15 protein-coding genes are annotated in these 15,656 nt (G+C 33.6%); 12 read left to right on the top strand and 3 right to left on the bottom strand.

Annotated features, from left to right (window positions below; translation table 11 throughout):
- Positions 1-831: 831 nt before the first annotated feature.
- The gene (locus tag J0J69_RS09290; RefSeq protein WP_237252796.1) at positions 832-1,170 is read right to left on the bottom strand and encodes a DUF3784 domain-containing protein; all 339 of its coding nucleotides are present in this window, start codon (positions 1,168-1,170) and stop codon (positions 832-834) included.
- Between the two features lie 335 nt (positions 1,171-1,505).
- Between J0J69_RS09290 and glyA the strand changes: the two genes are divergently transcribed.
- The gene (glyA, locus tag J0J69_RS09295) at positions 1,506-2,738 is read left to right on the top strand and encodes a serine hydroxymethyltransferase (protein WP_055243486.1); all 1,233 of its coding nucleotides are present in this window, start codon (positions 1,506-1,508) and stop codon (positions 2,736-2,738) included.
- A 308-nt stretch (positions 2,739-3,046) separates the two neighbouring features.
- Here glyA and J0J69_RS09300 read toward each other — a convergent pair whose 3' ends face one another.
- Positions 3,047-4,288, bottom strand: coding sequence for an IS110 family RNA-guided transposase (locus J0J69_RS09300; RefSeq protein ID WP_212726240.1), 1,242 nt, complete (start codon positions 4,286-4,288; stop codon positions 3,047-3,049).
- A gap of 417 nt (positions 4,289-4,705) precedes the next feature.
- Between J0J69_RS09300 and folD the strand changes: the two genes are divergently transcribed.
- Positions 4,706-5,554: a bifunctional methylenetetrahydrofolate dehydrogenase/methenyltetrahydrofolate cyclohydrolase FolD gene (gene folD, locus J0J69_RS09305; RefSeq protein ID WP_212726169.1), complete on the top strand. Its 849-nt coding sequence runs from the start codon at positions 4,706-4,708 to the stop codon at positions 5,552-5,554.
- Positions 5,555-5,627: 73 nt separating this feature from the next.
- On the top strand, positions 5,628-5,816 hold the full coding sequence (locus J0J69_RS09310; RefSeq protein WP_055243488.1) for a hypothetical protein: 189 nt from the start codon (positions 5,628-5,630) through the stop codon (positions 5,814-5,816).
- 21 nt (positions 5,817-5,837) lie between these two features.
- Here the strand turns inward: J0J69_RS09310 and J0J69_RS09315 are convergent, their stop codons facing one another.
- Complete coding sequence (locus J0J69_RS09315) at positions 5,838-6,086, bottom strand: TIGR03905 family TSCPD domain-containing protein (RefSeq protein ID WP_055305278.1); 249 nt, start codon at positions 6,084-6,086, stop codon at positions 5,838-5,840.
- Positions 6,087-6,434: 348 nt separating this feature from the next.
- Between J0J69_RS09315 and lysS the strand changes: the two genes are divergently transcribed.
- The 9 genes from lysS to J0J69_RS09360 all read left to right on the top strand — a co-directional run bounded on the left by lysS (position 6,435) and on the right by J0J69_RS09360 (position 15,656).
- Positions 6,435-7,922, top strand: a complete 1,488-nt coding sequence (lysS, locus tag J0J69_RS09320) for a lysine--tRNA ligase (protein ID WP_055305277.1) — start codon at positions 6,435-6,437, stop codon at positions 7,920-7,922.
- 239 nt (positions 7,923-8,161) lie between these two features.
- Positions 8,162-8,533, top strand: a complete 372-nt coding sequence (locus J0J69_RS09325) for a hypothetical protein (RefSeq protein WP_212724557.1) — start codon at positions 8,162-8,164, stop codon at positions 8,531-8,533.
- Positions 8,534-8,665: 132 nt separating this feature from the next.
- Positions 8,666-9,967: an alpha-amylase family glycosyl hydrolase gene (locus J0J69_RS09330; protein ID WP_212724558.1), complete on the top strand. Its 1,302-nt coding sequence runs from the start codon at positions 8,666-8,668 to the stop codon at positions 9,965-9,967.
- Between the two features lie 124 nt (positions 9,968-10,091).
- Positions 10,092-10,628 (top strand): RNA 2',3'-cyclic phosphodiesterase, encoded by a 537-nt coding sequence (thpR, locus tag J0J69_RS09335; protein WP_212724560.1) that lies wholly within the window; start codon positions 10,092-10,094, stop codon positions 10,626-10,628.
- A 3-nt stretch (positions 10,629-10,631) separates the two neighbouring features.
- Entirely contained in the window at positions 10,632-11,345 is a 714-nt protein-coding gene (locus tag J0J69_RS09340) for a CBS domain-containing protein (RefSeq protein ID WP_055243494.1), read from the top strand.
- Between the two features lie 82 nt (positions 11,346-11,427).
- Positions 11,428-11,661: an LUD domain-containing protein gene (locus J0J69_RS09345; RefSeq protein WP_237252772.1), complete on the top strand. Its 234-nt coding sequence runs from the start codon at positions 11,428-11,430 to the stop codon at positions 11,659-11,661.
- Between the two features lie 545 nt (positions 11,662-12,206).
- On the top strand, positions 12,207-14,444 hold the full coding sequence (locus tag J0J69_RS09350) for an EAL domain-containing protein (protein WP_212724561.1): 2,238 nt from the start codon (positions 12,207-12,209) through the stop codon (positions 14,442-14,444).
- 96 nt (positions 14,445-14,540) lie between these two features.
- Entirely contained in the window at positions 14,541-14,870 is a 330-nt protein-coding gene (locus J0J69_RS09355) for a hypothetical protein (RefSeq protein WP_055243496.1), read from the top strand.
- 276 nt (positions 14,871-15,146) lie between these two features.
- On the top strand, positions 15,147-15,656 hold the full coding sequence (locus J0J69_RS09360; RefSeq protein ID WP_055243497.1) for an RNA polymerase sigma factor: 510 nt from the start codon (positions 15,147-15,149) through the stop codon (positions 15,654-15,656).

Below are 15,656 nucleotides of genomic sequence, written 5' to 3' on the forward strand. Positions count from 1 at the left end.
GGATAAATTTTAGATATCATAATAGTGAGATCAGTATAAAGTAAGTAGTTTATCTACTTCCAATTAAAAAAGATGCGCTTAGCGCATCTTTTTTGTATATTTTTTTGTTAATGAGTTATTCTATTAATGAGAGTTGCAGTGGTGTTTGTCGATCATCCCACTATAATTAGTAGAATCGGCCGTTGCGTGGCGTTTGTGGATAGCCCACGATAAATAGTAATAATCTGAAAAAGTTTAATGAATACCGTTATTAGACTTTAAAACTCTCAGAAAAAAGTGTCTTGTTTTAGAAAAATGTTTCTATGCAAGACACTTTTTATTTTTTGTTATTAGCGGACCAAAAAAAGTACTATTAATTTAAGTCACTCTGTTTTATAAGATAAGTTGATAGATGAAGCAAATGAAAACGACCATCGCAAAACTAGCAATAAATACATTTAGCTTCTTTATTTTTCTTGGCCCTATACCGGGACTAAACCAAAATAAGTTATCAATTATATCAAATAAGGTTTGAATTAAATTATCTATAAAATCCATTTTTCCCCCCTGTTTTGATGAATTAATACTTTATTATATGAGAAATATATTTAAAAATATGTCGGAATTAAGGATAAAAATTTTGAATCTACATATCCTATTAGTGTAGAGTCAAAGGTGGTCTTCGCTGATGTTCCCACATAAAAAAGAAATTTAGCCTTAGAATGGAGTAGCAGATAGCCCATTATAAAGAATATTATCTGACTAATATTCAGTTGTGAAACTCGATATTAGATGGACTCTACAGGTTAAGTGTCTTATTGTAGGAAGATGTTCCTATAATGAGGCACTTTTTTATTTTTTATATTTGTCGAAAGCTTTTTTATCATCTAGGTGAACATTTTTGAAAAAGTAAATGAGCCAAATAATGATGGTAAGAATGAAGCACCACATTCCGAAGAAATAAGTTGGGATTGAGCCAATGACAAAAATAATGCCGTAAGTGATAAAATTATTTCTCATGTCCAGGCTCAGGCGTTTCTCATCATATTTAAGACGTTCTTTTTTCGATTTGAAGTTATAACCTGAAATTAAGAGACATGCTTTTTCTTTTAATAAAGCAAAAATAGTGGCAAAAATGAAAAAAAATATTGCCATTATTAGAGTGAAAATGGTTAAGGGCATATTTTCCATATTCATTCCTCCTTTATTTTATTATATGAGTGAATATTTTTTGATACAAGGGAAATAATTAATTTGTAGAGTTTTGCGTAAGGGTTATCGGATAGCCGTGAAGTATCTGGATAAGATTTAGTGAATGCTAAATGTTAGAAACTCTGCAATAAAGTGTCTTGTGATAGAAAATAGTTTCTATGATAAGGCACTTTTTTTTGTTTTTTGGTTAAAAAACACACCTGCGAACTACTTTACTTATATACTAGAAGTATAAGTAAAGAGCATATAAGTTGGCTATTCGATAGGTTTATGTGAAAATGACGATAGAAGTTTTTGTTAGGAGTGATTTTTTGATGAAAGATACGGCTATTTTTGAGGCGCTACAATTAGAGTTAAAGCGTCAACGTGAAAATGTGGAATTAATTGCGTCTGAGAATTATGTATCAGAAGAAGTTATGGCGGTTCAAGGATCTATTTTAACAAATAAATATGCAGAAGGGTATCCAAATAAACGTTATTATGGTGGATGTGAATTTGTAGATACGATTGAAGATATTGCACGTAATCGTGCCAAACAATTATTTGGAGCAAAATTTGCGAATGTTCAACCTCATTCGGGTTCTCAAGCCAATATGGGAGCTTATCGTGCAGTGTTAGAGCCAGGAGCAAAAGTATTAGGAATGAATTTAAGTCACGGGGGACATTTAACTCATGGTCATCCGTTAAACTTCTCAGGAAAAGATTATGAGTTTTATGAATATGGAGTAAGTGATGAAACTGAAACGATTGATTATGAAGTTGTTCGTCAAATTGCTCTTGAAGTTAAGCCAGCTTTAATTGTAGCAGGGGCATCTGCTTATCCACGTGCTATTGATTTCAAAAAATTCCGTGAAATTGCAGATGAAGTAGGGGCTTATTTAATGGTAGATATGGCGCATATTGCGGGATTAGTCGCAGCGGGATTACATCAAAATCCAATGGATTATGCTCATATTGTGACAACAACGACTCATAAAACATTACGTGGGCCACGTGGTGGAATGGTTTTAACGAATGATGAAGAAATTGCGACAAAATTAGATAAAGTTGTATTCCCTGGTATTCAAGGCGGGCCTTTAATGCATGTTATTGGCGCAAAAGCTGTTGCGTTTGGAGAAGCTTTAACCCCTGATTTTGTAGAGTATCAAAAACAAGTGATTAAAAATGCGAAAGTGTTAGCTGAAGAATTAGCGAAGCATGGTTTACGTATTGTGTCAGGTGGAACAGATAATCATTTGATGCTTGTTGATGTGAAATCGACATTTGGCTTAACTGGAAAAGTCGCTGAAGCTGTCTTAGATCGAGTGGCGATTACGTGTAATAAAAATACGATTCCATTTGATACAGAAAAACCATTCGTTACGAGTGGAATTCGTTTAGGAACGCCTGCCGTCACAACTCGTGGATTTAAAGAAGCAGAAATGATTGAGTTAGCAGGTTATATTGCTGAAGCGTTAAAATATCATGAGGATGAAGAAAAATTAGCTCAAATTCGTCAATCAGTCTTAGGATTAACTGGACGTTTCCCTTTATATGAAAATCGATAATTAAAAATAAGAAATCCCTTGCGTGAGGCAAGGGATTTTTAATGATAATCTTAGCTATGTATAAATAGTAGTGGCGAGCTAAGCATACATTAAATAGATGAGGCATATGTTATTTTATAGGGTATTTTGTGTTATAATGAAGAAACTTAAAGATAAAGTTTGTAAGTAGACTTGTGGTATTAAGTCAAGTATATGATTGAAAAAAATAGATAAAGATTTTTAAAAGTTGGGCGCACTGAACTAGACCCTCGGCTAATTTTTTAAAAATTTAGCCTAGCGCCAGACAGAAAGGATTCAAAAGCAATCAGTTAGCTTTTGAGTGATACGCTCCTTTCCGGCGTGTAGAGTTGGTGGTTACGTAACAGCGTATCCACCAAACGCACTAATTTTCTAGCGGTTAGGACGAGGGCTCGTTTGTGTTTAAATTTCGGAACTTCATCGTATTTTTTCTGGTAATACAAGCGGTAAGTATCTTCGTGTCGTCTGATAGAGTTGGCAGCTTCAACCATATAATACCGAAGATATTGGTTGCCTGTTCGTGTCAGTGGTGTACGTTCCGATTCAAAGTTTCCAGACTGATTTTTTTTCCAGTAGAGACCGCAATATTTGGCTAATTGGGCTTCATTTTCAAAACGTTCAATTTGACCGATTTCAGCGACAATACCGGCGGCATAAACAATACCGATACCTGGAATACTTTTTAAACATTGGGCTTCTGTTACAATTTCAAAGAGCGCCACAATGCTTTTTTCTAAATCTTTAATCTGTTTTTTCAACGTTTGGATTAATCGTGCATAAGTCGCTAAAACCATGTCTACTGATTCTTGAACGACTTTACCCAATCGATAAGAATCACGAATAGCTTTTTTAATGGTTTTAGCTAATTTCTGTGGATCACTAAAACGACCTCGACCTTTTTCTTGTAGAAGGTTAGCTAAATCTTCTAACTCCATTTCGGCCATTTCATCGAGGGTTAGTGCATCAGAAAGAAGATCGAGCATGGTCGCACCAAAAACAGAGGTATCGAGCTCTTTAGAGAGGGTATTACACTTGTAGTAAAGGTTCTCAAGAAAGTGCTGTTTACATTCGGTGAGTTGATGAACCATTTGATATCTCGAACGAGTCAGACGTTGAAGAGCGACATAGCGTTCCTCTTTTAAAACTGTCTTATTAAATCGTTCAATACGTAAGAAGTCGGCAATACGAAAGGCATCCATTCGATCGTTTTTATCTTCTTCAAAAAGCCCTTTATAACGATGAATGGACTTAGGGTTTTGGATAACGACTTCAACGAGACCTAAGGATTTTAGTTCAAGATCTTCAGATAAAAAAGTTGCAGGATGAAAACTGTAAATCGAAGTAGACTCCATTCCAATCACGATTTTTTCATAGTTAAATGATTGGTGAAACTGGAGAACATCTTCTTTGATAGAAGAGGCACCGTTAATGTTATTAGGAAGGGTAACTTCTTTTAACGTCGTGTCTGAACTATCAAGAAAACAAACATCAAGTTTTTCAGAGCTAACATCAATACCGACAAATAATTTCATGGAAGGGACCTCCTTTCTTTTGAATGAATTTGGAATAAACTCGGATACGGCTGGACATCCCTAGGGTCCCAAACGTGGCGACAACCTCGCGTATAAGTATTCTAAAGACTTTAGCTATGAGTGCTGCCCTCAACCCTGTTAAGAAGAGGAACATAGAAAGAGTCGATACAGCTTGTGCGTCTGTCGAACAGTTTGGGTCTGGGTCACAGTCTTCAAATGTAGTCGAACTACAGGAGGAAAAAGTATATTCCTGATGGATCCAATTCCATTACCTATATGATGGAACGTCCGAGGGTATCTGAGACAAAAAGAGATCACTAAATGAATCATTTAGGTAAAGAAAACTCATTCAGTTTTCAAAGAACAATTCATGCCCTAAATGAAGGGCTTAAACTTATTATACGAGGAGGAATCGTGATGACAACATTGATTGATGGGAAAAAAGTTTCCTCTCAAATTAGAGATAAAATTTCCCAGGAAACGGCAGAATTCATTGAGAAAACAGGGATTCAACCTCATTTAGTTGTGATTATTGTAGGTAATAATCCTGCATCAATGACTTATGTTAGAAATAAGAAAAAATCTTGTGAAGAGGTTGGATTTAAGTCAACGGTGATTGAATTACCTGTTGAAACAACTGAGTCGGAGTTATTGACAAAAATTAAGGAATTAAATGAAGATCCATCTGTTCATGGGATTTTAGTTCAGTTACCACTCCCTAAACATATTAGTGAGGAAAAGGTCATTGCAACGATTTCAGTGAAAAAAGATGTTGATGGATTCCATCCGTATCAGGTAGGAGCTTTAGCTTCGGGTCTAGATTGCTTAAAGCCATGTACACCATCTGGTGTGATTGAATTATTAAAAGCTTATAATATTGAGATGACAGGACGTCATGCGGTTATTGTTGGGCGTAGTCATATTGTTGGGAAACCTCTTATTCAATTACTTTTAGATGAAAATGCAACGGTCACGGTTTGTCATTCTCGCACACAAGAGTTAGCTCAATTTACGAAATCAGCTGATCTTCTCATTGTGGCTATTGGACGTCCGAACTTTATCACAGCGGATATGGTCAAAGATGGAGCAGTTGTCATTGATGTTGGAATTAATCGATTAGAAACTGGAAAACTTGTGGGTGATGTAGCTTTTGATGAAGTAGAACCAAAAGTTAGTTATATTACGCCTGTTCCAGGTGGAGTTGGACCAATGACAATTACAATGTTACTTCGTAATACATTAGAGGCTGCTAAACGTTTAAAATAATTGTAAAAAAAGTAACTTCTAATAGTCTCACCTTTTTTAAGTTGATATAATAAGGAAAAGGGGGGATGTGAAGATGAGTTTTAAAAGGATGAAGGGGATTTTAGCGTTATTTTGGTTAGTTGCTTCTATTGTTATTGTTGTACTTGATATTAATGGGGTAATTAATTTAGCGCGAAATAATGTCCTGTTTTTTGGAGTTATTCTTTCTATGTTTGTTTCATTTCAAATGATTAATTACTTTGAGAAAAAGAAACAAAAATAAAACCAGTCCTAGAGACTGGTTTTATTTTTGTTGTAAATAGTTTTCTAAGGCTTGTGCAAGTTGATCTGGACATGATGTCTCTTTTGTACGGCATGGAATGCCTTTTAGCTTATTAATTGCTTCCTCCACTTCCATTCCTTTTACAAGGTGTGAGATTCCAATTAAATTTCCTGGACATCCCCCGATAAAGTTAACACTTTTGATTTTGTTATCTTCAACTTCAAATTGAATTTCTTTGGCACAGACGCCTGTTGTTTTGTATGTTTCCATTAAACAACCTCCTGAATTACCATTTTATTACAAGTATTATAGCAGCTCACCTACTCTAAAACAAGTTTGCTATTTTTGGTAAACGCTTCCTGTTTGGGGTTGTTTTTTTAGATATTTAGTTTTATAATGGAGGTTGAATAACCATGTGATATTCGATTATTGAGGGTGTCGATTTTTTGAGGTTAAGTGGTTATTTATTTGAGGAGTAGGTAGTGTCAGTATTTGACACTGCCTTTTTAATATGAACTGAATATTTTTTGCCTAAATAGACAATAATTAAGACAAAATGTGCTTTAACATGTTATAATGAAAAAATGAAAAAATAGTTATATAGATGGAGTGATTCAGATGTCGACAACTGAAATCAACGATCAATTACAAGTTAGACGTGACAAAATGGAAGATTTACGTCAAAACGGAATTGATCCATTTGGACAACGATTCGATCGTACTCATTTATCTTCAGAGTTAGTTGAAGAGTTTGGGGCGTTCTCTAAAGAAGAATTAGAAGAAAAAGAAATTGAAGTAGCAATCGCTGGACGTATCCGTACAAAACGCGGAAAAGGGAAAGCTGGTTTTGCTCATATCCAAGACGTTAAAGGTCAAGTTCAAATTTATGTACGCCAAGATGCAGTTGGTGAAGAAGCTTATAATTTCTTCACAAAAGCTGACTTAGGTGATATTGTCGGGGTACGCGGAGTTGTATTCAAAACTAAAGTTGGTGAGTTATCAATTAAAGTTAAAGAATATACACCATTAACAAAAGCGTTACGCCCATTACCAGAAAAATATCATGGATTAACTGACGTTGAAGAGCGTTACCGTCGTCGTTATGTTGATTTAATCATGAACGAAGAAAGTAAACAAACGTTCATTACACGTACTCGTGTAATTACTGCAATGCGCCGTTATTTAGATAATTTAGGATATTTAGAAGTTGAAACTCCAATTTTACATACCACATTAGGTGGAGCTGCAGCTCGTCCATTCGAAACTCACCATAATACATTAGATATGGATTTATATTTACGTATTGCAACTGAGTTACATTTAAAACGTTTATTAGTTGGTGGATTAGAAAAAGTTTATGAAATCGGACGTATCTTCCGTAATGAAGGGATTTCAGTTCGTCATAACCCTGAGTTCACTTCAATTGAGTTATATGAAGCTTACGGTGATATGGAAACAATGATGGATTTAACTGAAAATATGATTGCTCATATCGCACAAGAAGTTTTAGGAACAACGACTGTGCCTTACGGTGGACATGAAATCAACTTAGCAGTTGGATGGAAACGTTGGCACATGGTTGAAGCTATTAAAGAAATTACAGGTGTTGATTTCTTCAAAGAAATGACATTTGAAGAAGCTAAAGCCATCGCTAAAGAACATAATGTAGAAGTGCCTGCTCACTTCACAGGTGTTGGACATATCATCAACGAATTCTTCGAAACATTCGTTGAAGAAAAAATCGTTCAACCAACATTCATTTATGGACATCCAGTAGAAGTTTCTCCACTTGCGAAGAAAAATGCTCAAGATCCTCGTTTCACTGATCGTTTCGAGTTATTCATCGATGCTCGTGAGTACGCAAATGCCTTCACTGAGTTAAATGATCCAATCGATCAAAAAGAACGTTTCGAAGCACAACTTGCTGAGAAAGCATTAGGAAACGATGAAGCATCTGAAATGGATATTGACTACATCGAAGCATTAGAATATGGTATGCCACCAGCAGGAGGACTTGGAATTGGTATTGACCGTTTAGTTATGTTATTAACTAACTCTCCAACAATCCGTGACGTATTATTATTCCCAACAATGCGTAAAAAATAATAAATGAGAATCCCGCTACACATAGCGGGATTTTTTATAGCATCAATTAATGAGAAAAGTATATTTTTACGATAGCTTAAATAGTTAGATCTTTCTTTGTAAATAATGTTTTACTTATCCACAATTTTATATTTTATAACAATTAGTTAACGGGTTACCTTTTTTGGTAGCCCTTTTATTTTGGAAGACGTTATGATATGATGGAATAAAGTTTATTGATTTTATGGGGGATGAGATTTATGTTAGGATTAGTGATTTTTCCAATGTTATTTTTTATGATCGGTTTTTTATTTAAGGTGTTTCGTCCATATTATAAGCCTGCGGAGTTTGTTTTTTTTAATATGATAGCTGCGATGATTGCTTTAGTGGTGGCAAATGGTGCAACTTTATTTATGACGATTCCTTTTTTTGTACAAATGGCACTTTTACATGTGGGAATTTATTTAGCATTTGCATTTGTTGGATTATTGACGCAAAATATTTATGGATGGTTTAATAATCGATTTCCAATCGCTGGTGGAATAGGTCGTGGGATTACGATGGTGGCATTAATTTGTGTGATGATGACAGCTTGTTTTTCAATTCAATATATCTTAACGTTAATTTATTAGAAACTCAGGACTTTTCCTGAGTTTTTTTATATTTTATGAGTTATTCTTCATAAAGAAGTCGAATGTTTTTTTACATGAAGGACTTTCGAGAGAATAAATTAGAAGTAGTTAATGATAGGAGGGATATAGAAGATGGCAAAGGATACAAATTTATCTTTACGTCAGTCGGTGATTTATCAAGTATATAATCGTAATCATAATGAAAGTGGAACGTTTCGTGAACTGATTGGAGATTTAGAGCGAATTAAGCAATTAGGAGTAGATATTTTATATTTGTTACCGATTCATCCGATTGGCAAGAAAGATAAGAAAGGTGAGTTAGGTTGTCCGTATTCGATTCAAAACTACCGTGAGGTTAATCCTGAGTATGGAACACTTGAAGATTTCAAGGCGTTAATTGAAGCAACGTATAAACAAGGAATGAAATTAATGATTGATGTCGTTTATAATCATACGTCTCGAGATTCTTATTTATTAAACCAGCATCCTGAATGGTTCTATTTTAATAAGGACGGGCAATTCGCAAACCGTGTGGGTGATTGGTCTGATATTACCGATTTGGATTATTCTAAGGATGTCGCGTTATGGGATGAATTAATTGAGACTTTAAAATACTGGGCAGCACTGGGTGTAGATGGATATCGATGTGATGTGGCATCGTTTGTACCAGTAGAGTTTTGGCTAAGAGCTAGACGTGAGGTTGCAGAGATTAATCCCGACTTCATTTGGCTAGCAGAAAGTGTCGATGGTGGATTTATTAATTATATTCGTTCGCAAGGTTTTGAGGTGCATAGTGATTGTGAGATGTATCAGGCGTTTGATATTTGTTATGATTATGATGTGTTTGCTTTCTATAAGGATTATTTACTTGGACGTGCCCCATTAGGGGAATATATTAAGCGCGTGCAAATGCAGGAGGTTATTTATCCGGGGAATTATGTGAAGTTGCGTTGCTTAGAGAATCATGATCAGGCACGGATCGCTTCGCTAGTTAAATCGGTAGAGCAATTAAAAATGTGGACCGCATTTGTGTATCTACAAAAAGGGGCCACGATGATTTATGCGGGACAAGAGGCACTTTGTACGCATACTCCAAGTTTGTTTGATATCGATAAGGTGGATTGGTTACGTTATAATGAAGCAGGAATGGCTGATTTAATGTGTCAGTTAGCTTCTTTAAAAAAAGATGATATTATGCGTGATGGATTTTATACGATTGAATTAGGGGAAGTCTTAGATACGGTTCGATTAATGTATCAGACAAAGGTGAAAAAACGAATTGCAATTTTTAATTTTGGTTTAAAGTCAGGAGAGGTTTCTGTTGATACAGTGGATGGTGAATATAAAAATTTACTAACCAATGAAGTTATTCGAGTGAAAGCTGGGAAAGTTATGCTAATAGCAGAACCTATTGTTTTTGAAGCGAATCAATAAAGTCTACTTTTTATAAGTAGATTTTTTTAATTTTGTAAAGAAAGTGTAGATTGGTGCAAAAATGACAAATAGTTTTAGTTGATTTAGTGTATCCTAATAAAAAACAAGATAATTAGGTGAAGTTATGAAACAATTGTTTATTGGTATTAGTTTTTCCACGGAGCTAAAAGATTATTTTAAACATGCTCAGTTAATGGTGGAGAAATATTGTGAAGTAGCAAAGTATACGAGTTATGATAATTTTCATCTGACGCTCAAGTTTCTAGGGATGATGGAGGAGGCGAGTGTCAATCAGTTGATCGAAATCATCAATTCAATTGATGTTGAGAAAATAATCTTGATGCTTGATCATATTGGCTTCTTTAAAAAGAAAAATCGTTACGTTATTTATATGGGAACGCATCCGAATGAAGCGTTGACGAAAGTGGCAATGGATTTGCATGATGCTTTAGTTGAAGCCCGTTTAGTGACTCAAGAGGAGTTTATTTATACGCCTCATGTGACACTTTGTCGAAATGCAAAGTTGTTAGTTCCATCAGTTGATTTATCTCGAGGGATTGATATTCAAAAGGAAATGATGCTTGATAATATTACATTATATGAAAGTACGAATATTAACGGAGTGCTAACTTATCAACCGTTGTATATTCGGGAGGTGTAAAAAATGGTAGAACAAGAAGGATATCTAGTATTCATTGAATCATTTAATCATATACATAAATATCTGAAGAAATATACGGACTCAGATGACAATGTGTCGTTTAGCGATTTACTTTATAAGGCAAAGGCGCATCCCATGATTCATCTTTATTTAGATGAGTTACATTTATTCCGTAAGTTACGAAATATTATTGTGCATCAAACCGATGACTTTGAGCAATTGATTGCAACACCAAGTGATGAAGTGGTCGAACGAATTAAATTTATTGAACAACAATTAGTGGACCCATCGACAGTAGGTGTATTTAAAGCGGAAGTGATAAAATTTAATGCTACTGATTCTATTGAAGATGTTTTAAAACTTTCTGGAGAAAAGGAAATTTTGAAACTTCCTATTTACGAGAATAATAAGTTTATAGGGTTAGTTACTTCAAGAGCGATTGCGAAATGGTTACAAAAACATATTCAAAATAATACAATTGAGCTTTCAGGGACAGTAAAAGATTTATTAGACTTTGAAAAAAAATCACAGTATGAATTTATCGCTTCATCGATGACGGTTTATGAGGCTTGGCATCTCTTTCAAGCGTCACCTAAAAAATTAGATGCGTTATTGTTAACTGAAAGTGGCCGTCAAGAGGACGTGATAGAAGCTGTTATTACATATGACGATCTTTTGAAGTATATTTATACGCACGATCAATATGTTTTTAATTAAAGACTTTTAAAATTTTGAGTTGCTATTCTAGCACTTAGTGAATATGTTAGGAGTAATAGTGTCCATTGAGGGGGAGTGTAAGATGAGGGAGTATGTGAAGACGGTCATCAATAAAAAAGTAGAACGTACAGTGGAAGCCTTGAAACGCCATGGATTTAATGCGACATTTGCCAATTCTAAGGAAGACGCATTTTCCCTTGTTACATCATTAGTTCAGAAGGGAAAGCTAATCGGAGTTGGTGGTTCAATGACGTTCAAAGAAGTTAGGTTATTAGATGAATTTCAAAAGGATGACTATCGTTTCATTCAAACATAGGTGGAAGGGTTGACACAGAGTGAGTGTCATTAATTATACCGAGAATATTTTTGCGGATGTTTATTTGATTACTGAACATGGGGATTTATATAATTTAGATGGTTGTAACAATCGAATAGCATTATTGTTATAGGGGGCTAATCTGGTTATGATTGTAGCGGTAATTAATAAGATTGTTCGTGATTTAGATGAGCTGATTAAGTGAAATGGGGAAGTTGTAGCTCCTGCTAATACACTTCGTCTAAATAAAAAATGCCTTGCACAAAGACGTTAAAATGTTGTGATTGTAAGAGTCCAGATTGTATTTATTGCAATTATGTTGTTATGTGGCCACAAGCTGATCAAGAATAAATTAATATTATTTTAGTAAATGATGAGCTAGGTTTTTAAGATAAAAGAGTTGTATTTAGGACAGTGATGTACTTTTATATGGACTATCAATGATTCGTCTTAATCTCACAATTTATCCTATGTATTTTTTTATAACGAGTTAGTATAATTATTGTTATGTGAAAACGGTTAACAAATATAGAGGGGGGCTATAGATGGCCGAGAAAGTAACAAGAGATGCGTTACTAAGTTTTTTTATTGATTCATGTTATCTGTTAGAAAACTACAGAAAAGTCGAGGGAATATTATATGAGCAGATAGAAAAGGATGAGTTAGAATTAGAGAATATACTAAATGATTATCGGGAAAATCAAAGTTTTGAATGGTTAATTCCGATGTTGATTTTTGCTTCACGTTATTATTCTCAACAGAAAGCCAATAATGTGGCACTTAAGTATCTAATTGAATGTGAGTGTATTTTAGAAAATTTAGAAACTGATAATCTCTTAAAAGGTTACATTTTTGCTGAGTTAGGCTATATTTATGAAACGAAAGGTGTATTTAAAGAGGCAGACTTTTATTATATGTCGGCAGCTTCTTTTGGTAGTGATAAAAAGATTCCTTTATTAACGACGTATGCTTTGGAACGGTTAATTTATATTATTCTAGTTTCATGTCACCGTAAAAGCATCGAGAGGTTTCAAACATTTACTGCTGATTATCAAAATCAGGATATTTCAGATTATTTAAAATATCAAATTGAATTATTAAGGTTATATCTATCTGAAAATTATGAGGAGATTATTTTAAATATAGAACCAGTGGATGAAACTCAAGAGAATACCTTGTTAATGAAAAAGGCAATATGCGCTCATTCGTTATTTCAATTAAATCGTAGTGATGAGATTGAGTGGGATTTGAACCTTCTAGAGTTGGTGGCCTCTCAACAATCTGATGTTTATTGCTTAATTTATCATTTAACTTATCATCTCGTTCATGATAATGATGAGCAATTATATGATTATATTACAAAACTGTCCAATAATTTAAAGGATAAACAACAAAATGGTTGGTTGAGATTTGTTTATCAATTTTTATCTCAATCTTGTGAAGGTAAACTAAATGAAGTAGAGGGGAGTGAATTTCAAGATAGTTTAAATAAGCTAACTCAACAAGTTTCTTATCAAGAACAAAGATTAAAACATCGAATGCAAGGGATATATCATAACTATCGACAATATTATAACGGGATTCATTTAATTCGAAATAAACGAAAATATAAAGTAGTTAGTTGGAAGCAACTTCCTATTTCTTATCGATACGAGTATACGTCTAAAACTGTCGTTGGTTATTTTAAATTAGATCATTGTTTCTATAGTGACTTCAACACATCCCTTTTGAAACAAGTGATTGAAATGATTGATGAGTTTATTGGAGAAAGTATTACTTTTTCAGTAGAGAAAGAAGGATTATGGTTTTATTTTAAAGCGTGTTGTAGTGAAATCAAACTTAAGAGAAAGCTCAATCGCTTAGTCGAACGATGGTATGAAAAGCTTGGGCAGTCTTATTTTGTTACTTTTTGTTTACCCCAATCAACGACAGATTCATTTGAAGAAACTATTGAACGCGTTAAATCTAGTTTTTATGGAATGATTTTAAAATCAAGGTCTAAACTCTCATATGAAGTTAACTTTTGTCAGGAAAAATTCACACGGTATAATTTTTCAGTTAAAATTCATCAATTATTAGAGAAGGCTAATCACATAGGTGAATTTACGTTAAATTATAGTCCTCTATATTATCGAGATGGACATCAGTTATTTGGTATTGAGTGCCACAATATTTTAGATGATTATAGTATTTTAAATCAATTACCTGTCGAAGAGCGTGAAGAGGCATCACCTTTTTTAAATATTGAAAAAGAGATTTATTTATTTAAATTAGGTTGTGATTATTTAAAGGATTACGATGAAAAAAATTCAGTTAAATTATCACTATTTATTAAGTTTTCCCGTCAAACACTCTTAAATAAATGTTTGTGTTCTCGTATTTTAACTCATTTAAAAGAAGATGGCATTGATCCAAATCAAGTGATTATTAGTGTGAATGAGGATATCTTATTTGAACAAAATGTTTTAATTCAAAAGGCAATTAAACGATTACGTGAATTTGGCGTTAATATTGCATTAGATGAATATGGTGCTGGTGCTTTAACAGGGTCTATTCGTAATTTAAGTATTGATTATTTAAGAATTAGTTCATGTTTTATTCAATATCTTAAGTCTTCGAAAAATTGTTTAAGTATGATGAATTCGTTAATTAATGTTTGTATGAGTAAAGATGTAAAGATTTGTTGTTCAGAAATTGAAAATGAATCTAGTCTTCATTTGATTAGGGATTTTGGAATTGATGTTGTGAGTGGAAGCTATTATCAAAGAAAATTAGTTGTTTAATTAAATGAAATGCGTCATAATAGAGATTATAAAACGAGTAGGCGATAATTCAATACGCACGAAATGTTAATCTTTAGTATGAAGAGGTGACACGAGATGAAGCAGGATATGAATATGGACTTAGGAATTGAGTCATTTTTAGAACCAGACTCTGATTTTATTGAAGAACTATGTGAACATTTAGAAGGGGAAGGCATTCATTTAACGAGTGAATTATTAGTTCAAATTCTTTCAAAATATGAGGATCATAAGTTTAGTTTTTTCAAAGAATTAATTGAACAATTAGTTGGGGCTGATAATATGGCCTTACCAACTGATGGGGGACCAGCTGTCATTCAAGTGGTTATGGATGGGAAACGTGATCGAAAACAAAAAGATAAAGATAAGGATCACTTAGTTGATGTAGATTCTACATTGTTATCATAATTTTAACTAGATAAGAAGCAGTGATTTTTTGTACTGTTAACATTTGACCGTTTTTATTACTAGCCTGTTTTCAAGGTCGATTAAGACGTTTATTTAAAGTTTTTATCCATTTCTATCTAAATTAAGCGACTCTTGGGAGTCGCTTTTAAAATGAGTAAAAGTAGTAAAAACGACAAAAAAATATTTTTTTTGTCGTTTTTTTAGTTATAATTTATTCAGTCATATGGGAATGAAATCATAGGATGAAACGTCTAATATATGAAAGAGGTGAAATGAGTGAGTTTAAGCACCCATGAACCAGTGGAACGACTTATTGAAACATACGGGCAAGAAGTTTATAAAATTGCATATTTCTATATGAAAAATACGCAATTAGCAGAAGATGTTTTTCAAGAAGTCTTTTATAAGGTCATGAAAAATTATGATAAATTTCAACATCAAAGCAGTGAAAAAACATGGCTCATTCGAATTACAATCAATACGTGTAAAGATATGTTGAGAACGAGTTGGATTAAGCGAGTCACCACCTTTGGAGTTTATCAAGATTCGAAGAATGATTACGAAAAACCTTTTGATATAGCGCAACAAGAGACGAATCGAGAGTTATATGAATTAATTCAAAAACTACCATCAAAATATAAAGAAGTTATTTTATTGTTTTATTATAAAGAGTTATCATATGAAGAGATTTCTGAAATATTAAAAATTCCTGAAGGAACAGTACGTAGTCGTTTATCTCGAGCACGTCAAAAATTAAAAAAAATGATGAATGAAAGTGAGGTGTGA

The sequence above is a fragment of the Turicibacter bilis genome (assembly GCF_024499055.1).
Classification (GTDB): Bacteria; Bacillota_I; Bacilli_A; order MOL361; family Turicibacteraceae; genus Turicibacter; species Turicibacter bilis.

Coding starts and splice junctions, on each gene's coding strand:
- J0J69_RS09315 (WP_055305278.1), bottom strand. CDS start 6,086: ATGGAAACATACAAAACAACAGGCGTCTGTGCCAAAGAAATTCAATTT.
- glyA (WP_055243486.1), top strand. CDS start 1,506: ATGAAAGATACGGCTATTTTTGAGGCGCTACAATTAGAGTTAAAGCGT.
- J0J69_RS09350 (WP_212724561.1), top strand. CDS start 12,207: ATGGCCGAGAAAGTAACAAGAGATGCGTTACTAAGTTTTTTTATTGAT.
- lysS (WP_055305277.1), top strand. CDS start 6,435: ATGTCGACAACTGAAATCAACGATCAATTACAAGTTAGACGTGACAAA.
- folD (WP_212726169.1), top strand. CDS start 4,706: ATGACAACATTGATTGATGGGAAAAAAGTTTCCTCTCAAATTAGAGAT.
- J0J69_RS09355 (WP_055243496.1), top strand. CDS start 14,541: ATGAAGCAGGATATGAATATGGACTTAGGAATTGAGTCATTTTTAGAA.
- J0J69_RS09345 (WP_237252772.1), top strand. CDS start 11,428: ATGAGGGAGTATGTGAAGACGGTCATCAATAAAAAAGTAGAACGTACA.
- thpR (WP_212724560.1), top strand. CDS start 10,092: ATGAAACAATTGTTTATTGGTATTAGTTTTTCCACGGAGCTAAAAGAT.
- J0J69_RS09330 (WP_212724558.1), top strand. CDS start 8,666: ATGGCAAAGGATACAAATTTATCTTTACGTCAGTCGGTGATTTATCAA.
- J0J69_RS09340 (WP_055243494.1), top strand. CDS start 10,632: ATGGTAGAACAAGAAGGATATCTAGTATTCATTGAATCATTTAATCAT.
- J0J69_RS09325 (WP_212724557.1), top strand. CDS start 8,162: ATGTTAGGATTAGTGATTTTTCCAATGTTATTTTTTATGATCGGTTTT.
- J0J69_RS09300 (WP_212726240.1), bottom strand. CDS start 4,288: ATGAAATTATTTGTCGGTATTGATGTTAGCTCTGAAAAACTTGATGTT.
- J0J69_RS09290 (WP_237252796.1), bottom strand. CDS start 1,170: ATGGAAAATATGCCCTTAACCATTTTCACTCTAATAATGGCAATATTT.
- J0J69_RS09310 (WP_055243488.1), top strand. CDS start 5,628: ATGAGTTTTAAAAGGATGAAGGGGATTTTAGCGTTATTTTGGTTAGTT.